General features: G+C 75.4%; 20 protein-coding genes. 9 read left to right on the plus strand and 11 right to left on the minus strand.

The genetic code is table 11. The annotated features are described in order from the left end of the window. Positions 1–32 precede the first annotated feature (32 nt). Positions 33–620: a GrpB family protein gene (locus ABD223_RS18725; RefSeq protein ID WP_344037569.1), complete on the minus strand. Its 588-nt coding sequence runs from the start codon at positions 618–620 to the stop codon at positions 33–35. A gap of 168 nt (positions 621–788) precedes the next feature. On the opposite strand from ABD223_RS18725, the gene ABD223_RS18730 reads away from it, so the two are divergent. After that, positions 789–1,133, plus strand: a complete 345-nt coding sequence (locus tag ABD223_RS18730) for a hypothetical protein (RefSeq protein WP_344037571.1) — start codon at positions 789–791, stop codon at positions 1,131–1,133. Positions 1,134–1,187: 54 nt separating this feature from the next. Here ABD223_RS18730 and ABD223_RS18735 read toward each other — a convergent pair whose 3' ends face one another. Then, complete coding sequence (locus tag ABD223_RS18735) at positions 1,188–1,376, minus strand: hypothetical protein (RefSeq protein WP_344037573.1); 189 nt, start codon at positions 1,374–1,376, stop codon at positions 1,188–1,190. Positions 1,377–1,595: 219 nt separating this feature from the next. Between ABD223_RS18735 and ABD223_RS18740 the strand changes: the two genes are divergently transcribed. After that, complete coding sequence (locus ABD223_RS18740; RefSeq protein ID WP_344037574.1) at positions 1,596–1,961, plus strand: hypothetical protein; 366 nt, start codon at positions 1,596–1,598, stop codon at positions 1,959–1,961. Between the two features lie 25 nt (positions 1,962–1,986). Here ABD223_RS18740 and ABD223_RS18745 read toward each other — a convergent pair whose 3' ends face one another. Continuing rightward, entirely contained in the window at positions 1,987–2,889 is a 903-nt protein-coding gene (locus tag ABD223_RS18745) for a serine hydrolase (protein WP_344037575.1), read from the minus strand. Next, entirely contained in the window at positions 2,880–3,779 is a 900-nt protein-coding gene (locus tag ABD223_RS18750) for a LysR family transcriptional regulator (protein WP_344037576.1), read from the minus strand. The genes ABD223_RS18745 and ABD223_RS18750 overlap by 10 nt, the downstream gene beginning before the upstream one ends. Positions 3,780–3,889: 110 nt before the next feature. Between ABD223_RS18750 and bla the strand changes: the two genes are divergently transcribed. After that, a complete protein-coding gene (gene bla / locus ABD223_RS18755; RefSeq protein ID WP_344037577.1) occupies positions 3,890–4,813 on the plus strand; it encodes a class A beta-lactamase in 924 nt (307 codons plus the stop codon). A gap of 205 nt (positions 4,814–5,018) precedes the next feature. Further along, a complete protein-coding gene (locus ABD223_RS18760; RefSeq protein ID WP_344037578.1) occupies positions 5,019–6,200 on the plus strand; it encodes an MAB_1171c family putative transporter in 1,182 nt (393 codons plus the stop codon). Here ABD223_RS18760 and ABD223_RS18765 read toward each other — a convergent pair. The 7 genes from ABD223_RS18765 to ABD223_RS18795 form a co-directional block, all read right to left on the minus strand. Beyond that, a complete protein-coding gene (locus ABD223_RS18765; RefSeq protein ID WP_344037579.1) occupies positions 6,184–6,432 on the minus strand; it encodes an acyl carrier protein in 249 nt (82 codons plus the stop codon). The genes ABD223_RS18760 and ABD223_RS18765 overlap by 17 nt on opposite strands. Next, on the minus strand, positions 6,429–7,718 hold the full coding sequence (locus ABD223_RS18770) for a ketosynthase chain-length factor (RefSeq protein ID WP_344037580.1): 1,290 nt from the start codon (positions 7,716–7,718) through the stop codon (positions 6,429–6,431). The genes ABD223_RS18765 and ABD223_RS18770 overlap by 4 nt, the downstream gene beginning before the upstream one ends. Further along, positions 7,715–8,983, minus strand: coding sequence for a beta-ketoacyl-[acyl-carrier-protein] synthase family protein (locus ABD223_RS18775; protein ID WP_344037581.1), 1,269 nt, complete (start codon positions 8,981–8,983; stop codon positions 7,715–7,717). Before ABD223_RS18775 ends, ABD223_RS18770 begins: the two co-directional genes overlap by 4 nt. Positions 8,984–9,025: 42 nt before the next feature. Beyond that, positions 9,026–9,649, minus strand: coding sequence for a malonic semialdehyde reductase (locus tag ABD223_RS18780; protein WP_344037582.1), 624 nt, complete (start codon positions 9,647–9,649; stop codon positions 9,026–9,028). Beyond that, a complete protein-coding gene (locus ABD223_RS18785; RefSeq protein ID WP_344037583.1) occupies positions 9,646–10,413 on the minus strand; it encodes a cyclase family protein in 768 nt (255 codons plus the stop codon). Before ABD223_RS18785 ends, ABD223_RS18780 begins: the two co-directional genes overlap by 4 nt. Next, complete coding sequence (locus ABD223_RS18790) at positions 10,410–11,225, minus strand: aromatase/cyclase (RefSeq protein ID WP_344037584.1); 816 nt, start codon at positions 11,223–11,225, stop codon at positions 10,410–10,412. Before ABD223_RS18790 ends, ABD223_RS18785 begins: the two co-directional genes overlap by 4 nt. Positions 11,226–11,293: 68 nt before the next feature. After that, entirely contained in the window at positions 11,294–11,986 is a 693-nt protein-coding gene (locus ABD223_RS18795) for an O-methyltransferase (RefSeq protein WP_344037585.1), read from the minus strand. A gap of 168 nt (positions 11,987–12,154) precedes the next feature. Between ABD223_RS18795 and ABD223_RS18800 the strand changes: the two genes are divergently transcribed. The 5 genes from ABD223_RS18800 (at position 12,155) to ABD223_RS18820 (ending at position 17,170) form a co-directional block, all read left to right on the plus strand. Further along, entirely contained in the window at positions 12,155–13,645 is a 1,491-nt protein-coding gene (locus ABD223_RS18800) for an FAD-dependent monooxygenase (RefSeq protein ID WP_344037586.1), read from the plus strand. After that, positions 13,642–14,046, plus strand: coding sequence for a lipocalin-like domain-containing protein (locus ABD223_RS18805; RefSeq protein WP_344037587.1), 405 nt, complete (start codon positions 13,642–13,644; stop codon positions 14,044–14,046). Before ABD223_RS18800 ends, ABD223_RS18805 begins: the two co-directional genes overlap by 4 nt. Then, positions 14,043–15,131: an acyl-CoA dehydrogenase family protein gene (locus tag ABD223_RS18810; RefSeq protein WP_344037588.1), complete on the plus strand. Its 1,089-nt coding sequence runs from the start codon at positions 14,043–14,045 to the stop codon at positions 15,129–15,131. The genes ABD223_RS18805 and ABD223_RS18810 overlap by 4 nt, the downstream gene beginning before the upstream one ends. A gap of 171 nt (positions 15,132–15,302) precedes the next feature. Then, on the plus strand, positions 15,303–16,133 hold the full coding sequence (locus tag ABD223_RS18815; protein ID WP_344037589.1) for a helix-turn-helix transcriptional regulator: 831 nt from the start codon (positions 15,303–15,305) through the stop codon (positions 16,131–16,133). A 200-nt stretch (positions 16,134–16,333) separates the two neighbouring features. Then, positions 16,334–17,170 carry an NAD(P)H-binding protein gene (locus tag ABD223_RS18820; protein ID WP_344037590.1) on the plus strand — a complete coding sequence of 279 codons (837 nt, stop codon included), beginning with the start codon at positions 16,334–16,336 and terminating at the stop codon, positions 17,168–17,170. Positions 17,171–17,230: the final 60 nt, after the last annotated feature.

Below are 17,230 nucleotides of genomic sequence, written 5' to 3' on the forward strand. Positions count from 1 at the left end.
GGCTCACCGGACGCCCGCCGCCGCGCCCCTCCCTACAGCATCCCCGCCGCGCGGAAGAGCCGGTCGTAGATCTCGCGGATCACCTCCTGCTTGCGCGCGTTGTAGTCCATGACGTTCCCGCCACCGGGGATCGCCGCCCGCTTCGCCCCTTCGTAGAGCGCGCGGTCCTCGGGGTGCTCCCGCAGCCAGTCGCGGAACATGCGGTGCCTGATGGCTTCCGGGCAGTCCGGCCCGAACACGTGCAGGTTGACGCGGGGCTCGGCGAGCCTCAGGCACCGGTGCTCGTGGAACGACGGTTCCCGGATCACGAGGACGTAGCCCAGGCGTTCGAGGGCGGGCACGTACGCGTCCTCGTCCCGGGGGTCGGCGACCTCGATGTCGATGTCGACGACGTCCTTGGCGGCCAGCCCCTCGACGGACGTCGACCCGACGTGCTCGACGCCCAGGACCACGTCGCCGAGCGCACCGCGGACCTCCGCCGACAGGGCCAGGTAGCGGCGCGGCCAGTCCGGGTCGTACGGGACGACCTCGACCGTCTCGGGCGCGGGCGGCCCGACGACCCAGGGGTCCTCGTCCGGGTTCTCGTCGTGGTGCCGGGTGATCTCCTCGAAGGTGGGCATGGTCGCAGGTTAGCGACGCCCCGGGAGCGGCCGCCGGGACGGCGGGCGCGCGGCGGAGTGGTGCACCGCGAGAGGCCGCGCAGTGGCCCTGGGGTGCGCCGCCCTCCCGCACCAGGATCGGTGCGGGAGCGGACACGACCGCACCGTTGATCGACGAAGGAGCACGCCATGCGGCACCTCACCCGCCGTTTCGCCACCGCCGCCGCCGTCACCGCGGTGCTGACCGGGGTCACGATCGTCGCGGCGCCCGCGGCCTCGGCCGTCGCGCCGGGGTCGGAGTTCCAGCAGGGGGCCCTGACCTGCCGGGCCTTGGAGACCATGGTGGACTACGACGGCATACTCGCCTGCGAGGGCACCCAGACCGGGTACTGGCGGGCCAAGGTGAGGTGCACCCTGAGCGTCAGCACGTACTACGGCAACTGGCAGAACAACCAGTACGGTGGCGACTACTCCTCCACCGCCAACTCGAACTGCTTCTGGGGCGTCGCGGACATCTCCTTCAGCACGGTCTGATCCGCCCCCGGGTCCGCGGAGGCGCCCGTGCGGGAGCCTCCGCGGACCGCACCGTCAGAGGTCGGCGAGGTCCAGCGCCTCGGCCATCGCCCGGTACCCGGCGTCGCCCGGGTGCAGGCGGTCGCCGCTGTCGTAGGCGGGCACCGGCGCGTCCGGGCAGCCGGGTCCGCCGCGGGTGGCGGCGACACCCGGCAGCAACGCGGCTACCAGGACTGCGACCGGCAGCGCGGTCGATCTCTTCATCGCACACCCCCCGTTGTGTGGCTCAGGTCCGGGTTCCACGCCAGCGCCGACCGGCTCCCGCGTCAGGCGACCACGCGTGCCCGGCGACGTTTCCGGGTCTGGGTGCGGGCGGGAATCCCCGATCGTGGTCCACTGTGGACTGGTTCGCGGTCCGGTCGCGCAGGTCAGCCTCCGAACGACTGGAGATTTTCACCGGACAGCCTTCTGCCCGGCGACGTCGTGCCCGACGGCCACTCCGCCGCGCCCGACCTGAGCCGGCTCGCGTACGCGGTGGACGACGCGCTGGTGTGCCCGGACGGCGACGGCCGCGAGCTGTGGCGGGTCGACTTCGGGCCCGCAGGGGGAACCGGTTCATCGCGCGCCCCGACTGCGCGTTCTCCCTCGACGGCGCCGTGGTGTGGCTCTACCGGCCGAACTTCGCGCACCCGGGCGGCGCGCACGTGCTGCTCGACGTCGGCGAGGGCCAGGACGGCGCGCAGACCGCTGGACACGGGCGCCCGGGACGCCTACGACGTCGAGCCGGTCGGCGGCGGTCGCCGGCTCACCACCGACGAGGACGGCCGGCCGCGCGTCCACCGGCGGTAGGGCCCGGTCGGCGTCGGGGACCGGCTCACCCCGTCCGCACCGCGTCGCGCAGCGTCCGGGCCACGTGCGCCATCACCGCTTCCGCGCCGGGTTGCGCGGCGGCGGGCACGCGGGACTCGGTGAGGGCGGCGACGGCGAACGCCCGCCCGTCGTCGTGCTCCACCACGCCCACCTCGTGCCGCAGGTTGAGCAGCGTGCCGGTCTTGGACGACCAGCGCGACGAGTCCGAGGTGAAGTCCGGCGCCAGCCGGTGCCGCACCACGTTGTCGCCCATCAGCTCGCGCACCCGGGCGGCGACGGCCGGACGGACGGTCGTCGGCCGCCACAGGCCGTGCAGCAGGTCCGTGAACGCGCGGGCGGACCCGGCGTTCGCGCGGCTGATGTCGAGCTGCGGCACGGGGTGCCCGTGGCCCGCCGTCCCGGCGGAGATGGCCAGGGCGTGCGCGAGGTGGACCTCGGCCCGCGGGAACCGCTCCGCCGGGGTGTCGACCAGGTCCGCCATGAGGTGGCGGACGGCGATGCCGTCGTGGCCGAGCCGCCGCAGCTCGGCGGTGACCGCGGCGGGCGGGGTGAGGGCGAACAGGGCGTCGGCCGCGACGCTGTCGCTCATCGAGGTGCTGAGGTGGAGCAGGTCGTCCAGCGCGATCACGGCGGGGTGGCGGAACTTGCTCAGGCCGATCGGTCCCGGCGCCGCGCTGCGCCCCGGCTGCACGGTGAGCGGCGCGGCCGGGTCGAGTTCGCCGCGCGCGACGCGTTCCAGGGTGGCGACCGCGAGCGGCACCTTCACCAGCGACGCGGCCGGGTGCTCGACGTCGGCGTCGAGGCCCAGCTCGTCGCCGGTGTCGAGGTCGCGCACGAGGAACGAGCCGCGCAGGCCCGCGTCGTCCAGGGCCTGCCGCGCTTCGCGCAGCACCTTCGTCACGCCCACGGCGCCTCCCCTCCCGGCACGCCGAGGCAGTGCCCGATCAGCGCGGGCGGCAGCGACCGGACCCGCGCGACGTCCTCCCGCGACCGGGCCGTGACGTCGTAGCCGCGCGCCGCGCCCGGCAGTTCGCCGATGGGCCGCCAGTGCAGGCCCAGCTCGTCGGCCTGGGCGCGCGAGCACAGCAGCAGGTCGGTCGAGGCCAGCACCTCGGCCGTCGCCGCGACCAGCGAACCGGTCACGACGACCTGGGCGGGTTGCAGCCCCACCGAGTGCCCGAGCCGCCGGACGCGGTCCCGCACGTGCGGCACGTCGTCCTCGGCCTGGAGCAGCACCCGGCGTCGGCGGGCGTCCCGCCCGGCCCGGCCCGCGCGCAACGACTCCACGTGGATCGCCGCAGCGCCGCCCGGGTCGTCGCGGCCGGCCAGGCCCAGCGGCACCCGCCACGCGGCGTCGTCGGGCGGCGCCGCGACGACGGCCGCGCGCGCCTCCAGCGTGCGGGCGAGTTCGGCGCGCCGGTCCGGTCCGGCCGGGCGCGGGTCGAGGTTCAGGTCGTGGGCACGGGCGCCGGCGATGAGCCGGGCCAGCGGTCGGGGTGCGCAGACCTCCGGCACGGCCAGCCGGAAGGGGCGCATCCTGGCCTGCTCGGCGTCGTGCTCCACCGCCTCGGCCAGCTCGACGAGGCGGCGGGCCGACGGCAGCACCTCCCGCCCGAACCCGGTCAGCGCCACGCTGCGCGAGGACCTGGTGAACAGCCGGGCCCCGAAGTGCTCCTCCAGGGCCGCGACGCGCCGGCTGGCGACGGACTGCGGGATGCGCGCCGCCGCCGCGCCGACGGTGAAGCTGCCGTGCCCGCTCACGGCGACGAAAGCCTTGCAGGCCGCGACGAGGTCCACGTGACCACCCTATATGCCGGATCGGCATCAATCCCGCCCTTCCCGTCTTGGACGGCATCCGACGCCGCCTGCGAGCCTGCTCCCACCCACGACCGAGCCCAAGGGGGACCATGACCACGTCACGACCCACCACCCGCCGCGCCCTGCTCCGGGCGCTCGCGCTGCTGTCGCTCGCGGGGTGCGCCACCACGGAGCCCGACGCACCGGCCACCGGCGCTCCGTCCTCCCCAGCCCCGTCCTCCTCTCCACCGCCCGAGCGGCACGACCGCCTGCTCGACCTGGAACGGCGGTTCGACGCGCGCCTGGGCGTCCACGCCGTCGCGACCGGCTCCGGTGCGACCATCGCCCACCGGGCGGACGAGCGGTTCGCGTTCTGCTCGACGTTCAAGGGCCTCGCCGCGGCGGCCGTCCTGCACCGCAACCCCGCGGCGCACCTGGACACCGTCGTCACCTACACCGAGGCCGACCTGATGAAGAGCTCCACCACCACCCGGCGGCACCTGGCCACCGGCATGACGATCCGCGACCTGTGCGACGCCGCGGTCCGCTTCAGCGACGGCACGGCGGGCAACCTGCTGCTGCGCGACCTCGGCGGCCCGGCCGAGCTGACGGCGTACCTGCGTGGCCTCGGCGACGACGTCACCCGGATGGACCGGGTCGAACCGGACATCACGGGAGCCACCCCCGGCGACCCGCGCGACACCACCACACCGCGCGCCATCGGCGCGGACTACCGGCGGATCGTGCTGGGCGACGCCCTGCCCGCCGACGAGCGCGACTTCCTGCGCGACCTGCTGGAGCGCAACACCACCGGCGCCCGGCGCATCCGGGCGGGAGTGCCGCAGGGGTGGCGCGTGGCCGACAAGACCGGCACCGGGGACCACGGCACGGTCAACGACATCGGCGTGGTGTGGCCGCCGGGCTCCGCGCCGCTGGTCGTCGCGATCATGTCCAGCAGGGCCGCCGCCGACGCGACCCACGACGAAGCGCTCATCGCCGAGGCCGCCGCCTACGTGGTGGACACCCTCGCCTGACCGGGCTCCGGCGGCGTCGGCGAACGACCGGCCCCGCTCGTCACCCGGGCGCACCCGCGCGAGCACCTCCACCGGCCGAAGGGCCGACCCGGTCGCGAGGGCGCCGCCCGGGAACGGCACTCGCCCGGGTGAAAACCCGCCAGGCCGGTCGTCGTCTCCGATACGTTGTGAGCACCAGCGGCAACCCCGGGGGGCGGGCGGCGCGGTGGTGGTGTTCCAAGTCCTGGAGTGGACCTGCGCCTGCGCGGGGTTGTCGGCGTTCGCCCACACCGTTCCCGCCCTGCTGCGGCGTCGCCGGCCGCGGCCCGCGACGGTGGCGCTGAGCGCGTACTTCCTGTGCTCCGGGGTGAGCTTCCTGATCGCGCTCGACGCGGTGGCCCCGGCCGTGGGCCGCGCGCTGGGCGACCCGGACCGGGTCTCGCTCGTGGTGCACCTGGCGGTCCTGGCTCTCACCGCGGCGCAGCAGGTCGTCCTGGCGCACTGGACCTACCCGCCCGCCAGGGCGGCGCGGCGGGCCCGCGGGTGGCTGGTCGCGTTCGGTGCGGTGTCGATCGTGCTGGTCGTCCTGTTCGCGCACCTCAAGGCCCGGCAGGAGGTGAGCGGGATCGAGGAGACCAACTGGCGGCAGCTGGGCGGCGGCGGGTACACGGTGTACCTGTGCCTGCTGTTCGGGGCGCTGGCGGTCGGGCAGGTGGAGACGGTCAGGCTGTCCTGGCGGTACGCGCGGATGGCCAACCGGACCTGGTTGCGGCGCGGCATGGCGGCGGTCGTGGTCGGCGGGTCGCTGTGCCTGCTCTACTCCCTGCTGGGGTTCGCCGAGGTGGCGGGCCACGGCGAGGCCATGGCGAAGGTCGACCTGCTGCGCTGGCTGGTCGGCGACCTCGGCGCCGCGCTGGAGATCTTCGGCTGGACCGTGCCCACGTGGGGGCGCAGGCTGTCCGCGCTGGCCGGGTGGGTCGGCCGGTACCGCGCCTACCGGCGGCTGCGGCCGCTGTGGGCGGCGCTGTACGAGGCCTCGCCCGCCATCGCGCTCGACCCGCCCCGGTCGCGGCTGGGGGAACTGGTGCCGCCGCGCGACCTGCGGTACCGGCTCTACCGCCGGGTCATCGAGATCCGCGACGGCCAGCTCGCGCTGCGCCGGTGCGCGACCGCGCCGGACGTCGCCGACGGCGAGCGGCGGGCCGAGGACGAGGCGGCGGCGCTGTGGACCGCGTTGCGCGCCCGGCAGGTCGGGGGCGCGCCGGTGGCCGTGGGCGTCCCCGACGTCGGGGACGCCCACGGCGACGGGGGCGGTGACCTCGCCGGGATCGACGGCGAGGTCACCTGGCTGCTCCGGGTCGCCGACTCGTTCGCCTCGCTGGCGAACGGGGTCAACCGGGGCGGTTGACCAGCTCCAGCAGCGACCGCGGCGTGCTCAACTCGACCACGTCGTCGTCGGAGAGCACCACGCCGAAGTCGCGCTTGAGCCGGGCCGCGGTCTCGATCAGGGCCAGGGAGTCGTAGCCCAGGTCCTCGAAGCTGGTGTCGGGCACGTCCGCGGCGGCGACGTCGGCGGTCTCGACGTCCCCCGCCGCCTCGGCCAGCACCCGCATCAGGTCTTCCATGGTCACGTCGCTCATCGCTCCTCCTCCACCCGGGCCTCCGCCCGGGTCTCCGCTCCGTTCCCCACCCGGGCGCCCACCCGGGTCCGGCCGGCCGCCCGGCGCACCACGACGGCCGCGTTGAAACCACCCTTGCCCCTGGCCAGGACCAGGGCGCAGGACACCGGTTCGCGCCGGGGCGCGCCGACGACGAGGTCGATCCCGTAGTCGGGCGGCACCTCGACGCCCGCCGGGACCGCCGGCACCACGCCGTCGCGGATCGACAGCAGCGCCGCGGCGGTGTCCAGCGGACCGCCGCCCGCGTACAACCTCCCGGTGAGCGCCTTGGGCGCGGTGACCGGCACCCCGCGCTCGCCGAACACCGCGCGGATCGCGGCGGCCTCCGCGGCGTCCGGGCCGGGCAGCGCGACCGCGTCGGCGAAGACCACGTCGACCTCGACCGGCGCGGTCCCGGCGTCGGGCAGGACGCGCTCGACGGCGCGGCGCAGCGCCCGTTCGCGGTCGCTGCCCGGCGCCGGGTCGAACGTGGCCGCGTACCCGGCGACCTCCCCGTACGCGGTCGCCCCGCGGGCCGCGGCCGCCCCGGCGTCCTCCAGCACCAGGATCGCGCCGCCCTCGCCGGGCACGTAGCCGCTCGCGGCCACGTCGAAGGGCAGGTAGGCGCGCCCCGGGTCGTCCGACCCGCTGACCCGGCCGCCGGCCAGCTGCGCCGCCCAGCCCCACGGGTCCAGCGCGGAGTCGACGCCGCCGGTGACCACCACGGGCGTGCCGCGGCGCACCGCGCGGCGGGCCGTGCCGATCGCGTCGAGGCCGCCGGCCTGCTCGCCGACCAGCACCCGGCCCGGTCCGCGCAGGCCGTGCCGGATCGAGATCTGCCCGGTGTTGACCGCGTAGAACCAGGCGAAGGACTCGTACACGCTGACGCTCGCGGGTCCCTCGGTCCACAGCTTGCGGAACTCCCGGTGGGTGAACTCGAAGCCGCCCAGCGCGTTGGAGGTGATCACGCCGAGGTCGTACTCGCAGGTCGACGCCACGTCGACGCCCGAGTCCGCCAGCGCCAACTCCGCCGCGACGAGCGCGAACCGGGTCGACACGTCGGTCTGCGGCAGCAGCCGCCCCGGCAGGCGCGCCTCCGCGTCGAAGCCGCCGACCTGGCCCGCCAGGGACGCCCGGTGGCCGCCGGGGTCGAACCGGGTGAGCCGGCTGATGCCGCTGCGGCCGGCCAGGGTCGCGCGCCAGTAGTCCTCGACGCCGAGCCCGTTCGGCGCGACCACGCCGATGCCGGTCACCACCACGCCGGTCACCACCGCACCGCCGAGGGCCGGCGCAGCACCACCGCGCTCTGGAAGCCGCCGAACCCGCTGCCGACGCTGAGCACCGTGTCGACCCGCGCCTCGCGGGCGGTCAGCGGCACGTAGTCCAGGTCGCACTCCGGGTCCGGCTCGTGCAGGTTCGCGGTCGGCGGCACGACGTTGTGCTCCACCGCCAGCGCGCAGGCGGCCAGTTCGATGGACCCGATCGCGCCCAGCGAGTGGCCGACCATCGACTTGATCGAGCTGATCGGCGTGCGGCGGGCGTGCTCGCCCAGGCTGCGCTTGAACGCGGCGGTCTCGTGCCGGTCGTTCTGCTTGGTGCCCGAGCCGTGCGCGTTGACGTAGTCCACGGCGGTCGGGTCGACCCGGGACTCGTCCAGCGCGACCCGGATGGCCTCGGCCATCTCGCGGCCGTCCGGCTTGAGCCCGGTCATGTGGTGGGCGTTGAGGCGGGTGGCGTAGCCGGTGACCTCGACGTAGACCCGCGCGCCGCGCCGCCGGGCGTGCTCCAGCTCCTCCAGCACGAACACCGCGGCGCCCTCGGCCAGCACGAACCCGTTGCGGGTCCGGTCGAACGGCCGGGAGGCGTGCTCCGGGTCGTCGTTGCGGGGCGTGGTGGCCTTGATGGCGTCGAAGCAGGCGACCACGATGGGCGTGATCGGCGTGTCCGAGGCGCCCGCGACCATCACGTCCGCGGTGCCCTCGCGGATCAGCTCGCACGCGTGCCCCACGGCGTCCAGGCCCGAGGTGCAGCCGTCGGACACCAGGGTGACCGGCCCCTCCGCGCCGACCGCCCAGGCGAGCTCGCCCGCGGCGGCGCCCGGCGTGAGGTAGTCGAACATGTGCGGCGAGAGGTGGTCGTGGTCGACCAGCCACTCGCGGCCGCTGTCGGACAGCACCAGGTACTCCTCCTCCAGGCTGGTCGCGGCCGCCACCGCGCTGCCCAGGCTGACGCCGACGCGGTGCGGCGGCACGGCGTCGAACCGCAGCCCGCTGTCGTTGACCGCCTCGTCCGCGGCGGCCACCGCCAGCTGCGTCGCGCGGTCCATCCGGCGGACCTGCCGGGGCGTCAGCCCCTCCTGGGCCGGGTCGAACGCGCACTCGGCGGCCACCCGCGAGCGGAACGCGCCCGGGTCGAAGAACGAGATCGTGCGGGTGGCGGTGCGCCCCGAGGTGAGCAGGTCCCAGAACTCCTTCTTGCCGGAGCCACCGGGCGCTCGGACCCCTATCCCGGTGATCACCACGCGTCTGGTCATGGTCGTCTTCTCCCCCAATGTCGATCGGTGTCGGTGAGCGGTTCAGGCGGTGGTGACGACCTCGTGGAACGGCAGCCGCGGCAGCCGCGGGAACCAGGCGTCCGCCGCGGGCCGGCCGATGTTGACGACCGTGACGACCTCCCGCCCGCCACCGGGGAAGAACTCGGCGTCCACCCCGTCCGCGTCGAACCCCGCGATCGGCCCGGCCGCGAGCCCGGCCGCGCGGACGCCGAGGATGAAGTAGGCGACCTGCAACGCGGTGTTGAACCGGGCGGACTCGCGGCGCGCCACCGGGTCGGCGAAGGCGGCGTGCGCGCCGGGCGCGTGCGGGAACACCCTGGGCAGCTGCCGGTGGAACTCCAGGTCCGCGGCCAGCAGCGCGACCAGCGGCGCCGAGGCGACCTTCGGCCGGTTGCCGGGCGCGACCAGCGCCTCCAGCGCCCGCCTGCCCCGGGCCGAGCGGACCAGCACCACCCGCATCGGCTGCTGGTTCATCGACGTGGGGCAGTACTTCACCAGGTCGTAGATCGCCGCGACCTGCTCGTCGCCCACCGGTTCCGCGCTGAACGCGTTGGGCGTGCGGGCCTCGCGGAACAGCAGGTCCTGGGCCTCAGGGGCGAGCGCGAGGTGGTGCGCCGCGGTCGTCGGGGTCGCCGAGGTCGTCATGCCTCCCCCTCGGCGCGGTCGTCGACCAGGGCCACGACGCGGGTCCAGCCCGCGCCGCACCCGGCCACCGCGACCGGGAAGCAGGCGATGGTGAACCCGGTCGGACCCGGCAGGTCGCCCAGGTTGGCCAGCTTCTCCAGTTGCAGGTACTCGGTCGTGCGGCCGTAGACGTGCGCGGGCCACAGGTGGCCGCGGTCGCCGGTGCGCCGGTAGTCCTCGACCATCCGGTGCACCGGCCGGTCCAGGCCCCACGCGTCGATGCCGATGACCCGGACGCCCCGCTCGACCAGGAACGCGGTGCCCTCGCCGCTGAGGCCCGCGTAGTCCCGCAGGTACTCCGCGCCGCCCCACAGGCGGTCCGCGCCGGTCCACAGCAGCACGACGTCGCCCGGCCGCACCTCGTGCCCCGCCCCGTCCAACGCGTCCCGCAACTGCGCCGGCGTCACCGCCTCGCCGGCCGGGACGTGCCGCACGTCCAGGCGGACGCCGGGGCCGTAGCACCACTCCAGCGGCACCTGGTCGATGCTCTTGGCCGGTGCTCCCCCGCTGACCGGTCCGTAGTGCAGCGGCGCGTCCATGTGCGTGCCGGTGTGCGTGGTGAGCGTGACGGTCTCGTTGGAGATCGCCATGCCGCCGGGGAAGTCCTCGGGGCTCAGCCCGAGGACCACCGCGCCGGTGCGGTGGTCCAGCGGCTCGACCACGACGGGCGTGGCCTCGCTGGGCGTGTGCCTGGTGACCACGCTCAGGTCGACGAGGCGGGTCAACGCGCGCCCCCGGCGCGGCGCTCCGCCTCGTCGCGGACCGCGGCCATGTCGTCCACGCTGTTGCGCTCGACGGCGTCGCTCAGCAGCCGCTCGGCCTCGGCGTAGGTGAACCTGCCCGCGACCCGGCCGTCCACCGGCTCGGCGGGCTGGAAGTCGTGGGTGAGCACCAGCTGGGTCGTCCGCGCGTCGATGGCCAGCGCCCGCCACTCGCCGCCCATGTACCCGATCAGCGGCGCGTGCTCCAGCTGCCGGTAGGCGATCACGCGGCGCTCGGCGTCGATGTCGCGGCGGGACACCCAGCTCTGCCGCTGGCCGCTGACGTCGACGACCAGGCGCACGACCTGGTGCGCCGGCGAGCTCTCGAGGATCCTCGACTCGTGGGTGGGCGGGAAGATCCGGGCGTAGCCCTCGACGTCGACCAGCACCTCCCACACCACCTCGGCGGGCGCGTCGATGGTCAGGGTGTGCTCGGTGTGCCTGCGCACGCGCGGGGTCAGGTCGAGCACCTCGTGGTTGGCGTACGCGGCGTCGTACTCGATCTCGGAGCGCCGGCCGCGGATGAACTCGTGCACCTCCGGCTGCTCGGAGAACGCCCGCAGGGCGTCCAGGTCGTCGGCCGCGTACTGGGCGATGGCGGTGCCGGTCATGCCGGGGCTCTTGTCGTCGACCGGCAGCCACACGTGCGGCTTGACGTCGAACGCCCGGACCAGGTCGGAGGACAGCACCAGCTCGCGCAGCCCGGCGAAGAAGCGCCGCTGCTCCTCCTCGGACACGCTCGGCGCGAACTTGTAGATCAACGTGTGCACGATCATCGTGGCTCCAGCCTCTGGCTCGGGGGCGGGTTGGGGGGAAGTAGCGGGCTCGCGCGCACCGGGTCGCGTCACCGCGCGGCGGTGCGCAGCGAGAGCTCGATCCCGTCGCCGACGGGCAGCGCGACGCTGACGTAGCCGTTGGCCGGGTCCCGCACGTGGTCGAGGTAGTCGCCGATGACGTGCGGGCCCTCCGGCATCCCGTCGGCCAGCACCAGGGCGCCCTCGGAGAGGTGCGGCTCGACCAGGCGCAGCACGTCCAGGTAGAGGCTGGCGAACCCGTCGATCAGCAGCAGGTCCACCGGGCCGGGCAGGTCCTTGAGCGTCTCGCGGGCGTCGCCCTCGCGGATGTCCACCAGGTCGGCCAGGCCCGCCTCGGCCAGGTTCGCCCTGGCGGCCAGCACCTTGGCGGCCTGGAGCTCGGTGCCGATCACCTCGCCGCCGCCGTTGTCGCGCAGCGCCGCGGCCAGGTAGAGGGTGGACACGCCGTGCGAGGTGCCGTACTCCACCGCGCGCCGGACGCCCCGGTTGCGGGCCAGGACGTAGAGCAGCTCGCCGGTCTCCCGGGTGACCGGGATCAGCACGCCCGACAGCGCGTCGGACAGCTCGGCCGCGGGCAGGTCGTGCAGCGAAGCGCGTTCCGCGCCCGGCCCGACGTCGGACCGGTCGGCCGCGATTCTCGCGATGATCGCCACATCGTCCCTCTCGGCTTCGAAGAGGCGGTCGAGCAAGGGCCGGATGGCGTCGATCGTGGGTGCGGTCACGCTGGTTCCCCAGTTCTCCTCGGCAATGGTGGGAAGTTCTCGCCGGAACGCTCCAGGAAATGCCTCAAGGCGAAGTCGAGGAACGCTCCGCGCGTGGTCGGCCGCTTTCCTCGACCCGTTCTTGAGGACGTCGCCGAATCCTGTGGCCGACGAGAGGAGCGCGTCGCGGTGGACGATTTCGACGTGGTGGTGGCGGGCGCCGGACCGGTCGGCCTGATGCTGGCGGGCGAGTTGCGCACGGCCGGGGCGACCGTCGTGGTGCTGGAGCGCCTGGCGGAGCCGGATCCGATGACCAAGGCGGGGTCCATCGGGCCGCTCGCCGTGGAGGCCCTGGTCCGGCGCGGCCTCGGCGAGCGGGTGCTGGCCGCCGAGCGGGAGACGCTGGAGCGCTACCTGCGGATGGCGGAGGAGACCGGGGCGGACCCGGCGCACGCGGTGCCGAAGGAGCACTTCGCGGGCCTGGAGAAGCTCGACCTGCCCGGCGGGCCCGGCCCGCGCAGGCGGGTGCGGGTCGAGCAGCCCGCCCTGGTGGACGTCCTGCTGCGCCACACCGCCGACCTGGGCGTGGAGCTGCGTCGCGGGCACGAGGTCGTCGACCTCGACCAGGACGGGGACGGCGTCGTGGTGACCGCGCGGACGCCCGCGGGCCGGGCGCGGGTGCGCGGCCGGTACCTGGTGGGCTGCGACGGGGCGAACAGCGCGGTGCGCGAGCTGGCCGGTTTCGGGTTCCCCGGCACCGGGGCCACCGTCACCGGCAGGCAGGGCGTGGTGGAGCTGGCGGGCGACGACCGGCTGCCCCACGGCTTCCACCACACGCCGCGCGGGCTCGTGGTCTACGGCCTGGGCGTCAACCGGGTGGCCTCGGTCGAGTTCGACGGCCCGCCCGACCCGGGCGCCGGCCCGTTCACCGCGGCCGAGCTGGAGGAGGCGTTGCGCCGGGTCAGCGGCCTGGACGTGCGGGTGGCCGGGATGAGCGCCGGCGGCCGGTTCGCCGACCGGGCGTGCCAGGTGACCGGGTACCGCCGGGGCCGGGTCCTGGTGGCCGGCGACGCCGCGCACGTGCACGCCCCGTTCGGCGGGCAGGGCCTCAACGTCGGCCTCACCGACGCGGTCAACCTGGGCTGGAAGCTGGCCGCGACCGCGCGGGGCTGGGCGCCGCCGGGGCTGCTGGACACCTACTCCGCCGAGCGCCACCCCGTCGGGGCCGCCCTGCTGGAGAACACCCGCGCGCAGACCGCGCTGATGCGCCCGGACCCGCAGAGCGCGGCGCTGCGCGGGCTGTTCGACCGGCTGCTGGACCTGGAGCAGGTCAGGAGGCACGTGGTGGACCTGCTGGCGGGCTTCGACGTCCGCCACGACCTGGGCGAGGACCACCCGCTGGTGGGCACGCTGCCCGCGTCGGGCGGGGAGGTCTTCCCCGAGGGCGGCGGCGCGGTGCTCGACCTGGTGGGCGACGCCGAGGTGCTCAAGACCGCGGCGCCCTGGTCGCCCCGCGTCCACGCGGTGGCCGCGGCGACCGGCCCGGACGGGGTGGACGCGGTGGCGCTGCGCCCGGACGGGGTGGTGGCCTGGGTCCTGCCCACCGGGGAGCGGTTCGCCCCGGAGTCCCTGGAACAGGCGCTGACCAGGTGGTTCGGCCCGCCTCCGGTGACGAGGTGAGGACCGGTGCGGCGTTGACCGCCGCCGCGCTCGTCGGCACGTGGCGGCTGGTGGCCTTCCACGACCTGGACGACCGGGGCGACCGCTCCACCGGCCCGCTGGGCGCCGAGCCGCGCGGGCTGCTCGTCTACACCGCCGACGGGCACGTCTCGGTGAACATGATGCGCGGCGACGGCGCCGACCCCGGCGGGACGCGCTACATGGGGTACGCGGGCGGCTGGCGCGTCGACGGGGACCGGGTCCTGCACTCGGTCGGGATCACCCCGAACCCCGCCTGGGTCGACACCGAGCAGGTCCGCGACGCGGTGCTGGACGGCGACCGGCTCACCCTGGTCGGCGTCGCCCTCGTCGACGGCCGGCCGCGGCGCCGGCTGCTGGAGTGGGCGCGGGAGGTCCCGTGACCGGCCTCGGCACCGCCGCCGGGACGTCCCTGGCCGCCGCCGCGACCGGGGTGGCCGAGCTGGCCGCCGACCACGCGCCGGCCGCCGACCGGGCCCGGCGGCTGCGGGCCGAGGTGGTCGCGGCGCTGGCCGGGGCGGGGTTCGCCGGGCACTTCGCGTCGCCGCCGGGCGGGCCGGCGCGCGGCACGTTCACCGAGCTGCTCAGGGCGCTGGTCACCGTGGGCGAGGCGTGCGCGTCGGCGTCGTGGTGCGGGCTGATCTTCGCCACGTCGGCCCGGATGGCCGGGTTCCTGCCCGCGGCGGGGCGGGCCGAGCTGTGGCGCGACGGGCCCGACGTGCCGATCGCCACCGGGCTGACCCCGGCGGGACGGGCCGAGCGGGTCGGCGACCGGTGGCGGGTCGACGGCGAGTGGCGGTTCGTCAGCGCCGTCGAGTTCGCCGAGTGGGCGCTGGTGCGCGCGCCGGTCGGCTCGGGGAGCGACTCGTGCTTCTTCGCCGTGCCCCGGCGCCGCTGGACCGTGCGCGACACCTGGTTCACCGTCGGGATGCGCGGCACCGGCAGCAACTCGCTGCGCCTGGACGGCGTCACCGTCCCCGACCACCTCGTCTTCCCCGCCGAGGCGGTGTTCCGGGGCAGCGACGACCCCGGCGCGCCCGCGTTCCTGCGCCCGCCCCTGCTCGGCGGGCACCCGCCGCTGTTCGCCGCGACCGCGCTGGGGGCCGCGCGGGGCGGCCTGCGGTCGTGGACGGCGAAGCGGCCGGCCGGCGCGTCCGCCGCACCGGCCCTGGCCAGGTCATCCGGCGAGCTGGACGCGGCCGGGATGCTGCTGGAGCGCGCCGCGGCCGCCGCCGACTCCGGTGACGGACCGGCCGCCCGCACCGCGCGGGACTCGTTCGTGGCCGCCGAACTGGTCCTGGGCGCGGTCGAGCGGCTGTTCCGCGCGGCGGGGACGAGGGCGCAGGCCGCGCCCGACCCGTTGGAGCGGGCGTGGCGGGACGTGCACGCCGCGACCTCGCACGCGGCGCTGGGGGCGGAGCGCAACAGCGAGCACTACGCCCGGCACGTGTGGCCCGCCGACCAGTGAGGGGTGTTCGGCGTGTCAGGGGCACTCGGCGCGTGCGGAGCGCCCCACGCGGAAGAGCCGTTCGGCCCTCCACGAGCGCCCGGCCCGTGCGTGCCGCCCGGCCGGTGGAACTCCTCGCTCCCCCGGCGGTTCCCGACTCGCCGGGCGTCCGAGGTGGGGCATGCTGGGGTGATGGACAGGGCGGAACTGGCAGCCTTCCTGCGCAGCAGGCGCTCGCGGGTCAACCCGGCCGACCTCGGCCTCGACACCGCCGGCAGGCGGCGGACGCCGGGCCTGCGCCGGGAGGAGGCCGCCCGGTTGGCCGGCATCAGCGCCGACTACTACGTGCGGCTGGAGCAGGGCCGCGGCCCCCGCCCCTCCTCCCAGGTCCTGTACTCGCTGGCGCGGGCGCTGCGGCTGTCCGACGACGAGCGCACCTACCTGCTGCGGCTGGTCGGCGCGGCGCCCGTCCAGGCCGCGAGCACGCCGGTGTCGCGGCTGGTGCCCGAGGGCATCCTGCGGCTGCTGGACCGGCTGGAGGAGATCCCCGCCATCGTCGTGGACGTCAAGTACGACATCCTGGCCTGGAACCGGATGGCGACCGCGGTGATGCGGGACTTCGGCGCCATGCCGGAGCGGTCGCGCAACACCCTGCGCTGGCTGTTCCTCCAGGACCCGACCTGGATGTCCGACCCGGACCGGTGGCAGTTCCCCCGCGAGTGCGTGGCCGACCTGCGGGCCAGCGGGCGGTACGCCGACGACCCCGCCGTGCGCGGGTTCGTCGACGAGATGTGCCTGCTGAGCGAGGAGTTCGCGTCGCTGTGGGCCGATCACGAGATCGTGGTGCAGCGCAGCACGAGGAAGCGCAGCGAACACCCGCTGGTGGGAGAGCTGGAACTGGACTGCGAAGTCGTCCTCGTCCCGGAGAGGGACCAGCGCTTGTTGCTCTACACCGCCGCGCCGGGTTCCCCGGCGGCAGATGCGCTGCGCTTCCTGCGGAACACGGTGGCGACCGGCTCCTGATCCGTTCCCCGCGCCCCTCCCGGGACCATTCTTCCGATCACATTCAGTGAATCACCCATTTTGGGTCACCCGTTCTAGGTAGTACCGCGGGTACTAGGACAAGCGGGTCTCTGTGTTCCCGGTGGCGCCCGAGCCACTCTTCTGGTGAGCGGGAACACGTCGCGGTGGCACACCGCGCGAGAGGGATCGAGGGGACAGCGGTGACGATTCTGGTAACCGGAGGACGCGGGCACGTGGCGCGCGCCGTCGTGGCCCGACTGCTGGAGCACGGGCACGAGCCGAGGGTCGCGAGCAGGCAACCGGACGCGACCGGGGCGCCCGCCGGCGTCGAACTCGTGGAGGCGGACCTCACCCGCCCCGAAACCTTCCGCGCCGCGCTGGAGGGCGTGTCGAAGGTCTTCCTGTACGCCGAGCCGAAGGGGATCGCCGGCTTCCTCGACGAGGCGGGGAGAGCGGGTGTCGAGCACGTGGTGCTGCTGTCGGCCAGCCCGGTCACGTCGGCCGACCCGGATCGCAACCCGCTGGCCCGGATGCACCGCTCCGCCGAGCGGGCGCTGATCGACTCCGGTCTGCCGTGGACGTTCCTGCGGCCGGCCACGTTCGCCACGAACGCGCTCCAGTGGACGTGGTCCATCCGCGCCGAGGGCGTCGTGCGGGCCGCGTACCCCGAGGCGCACAACGACGCCATCCACGAGGCCGACATCGCCGAGGTGGCGGTCCGGGCGCTGACCGAGCCGGGCCACGTGGGCCGCGCCCACCTGATGACCGGCCCGGAGTCGCTGACCCAGCGCCGCCAGGTCGAGCTGATCGGCAAGGCCATCGGCCGCGAGGTCGAGTTCGTCGAGCAGACCCCGGCGGAGTACCGGGCGACGCTCGACCAGTGGAGCAACGGGGAGCTCACCGACCAGCTGCTCCGCTACCTGTCGGACAACGACGGCGTGCCCGTGCCCGTGATCAACACCGTCGAGCTGGTCACCGGGCGCCCGGCGCGGACGTTCGAGCAGTGGGCGCTGGACCACGCCGCCGACTTCTCCTGAACCAACCGGCGCCCCCGGCGGGTGCGGGCGCCGCGAGGACCGCGGCGCCCGCACCCGCTG

Source organism: Saccharothrix xinjiangensis (genome assembly GCF_039527585.1).
Lineage (GTDB): Bacteria > Actinomycetota > Actinomycetes > Mycobacteriales > Pseudonocardiaceae > Actinosynnema > Actinosynnema xinjiangensis.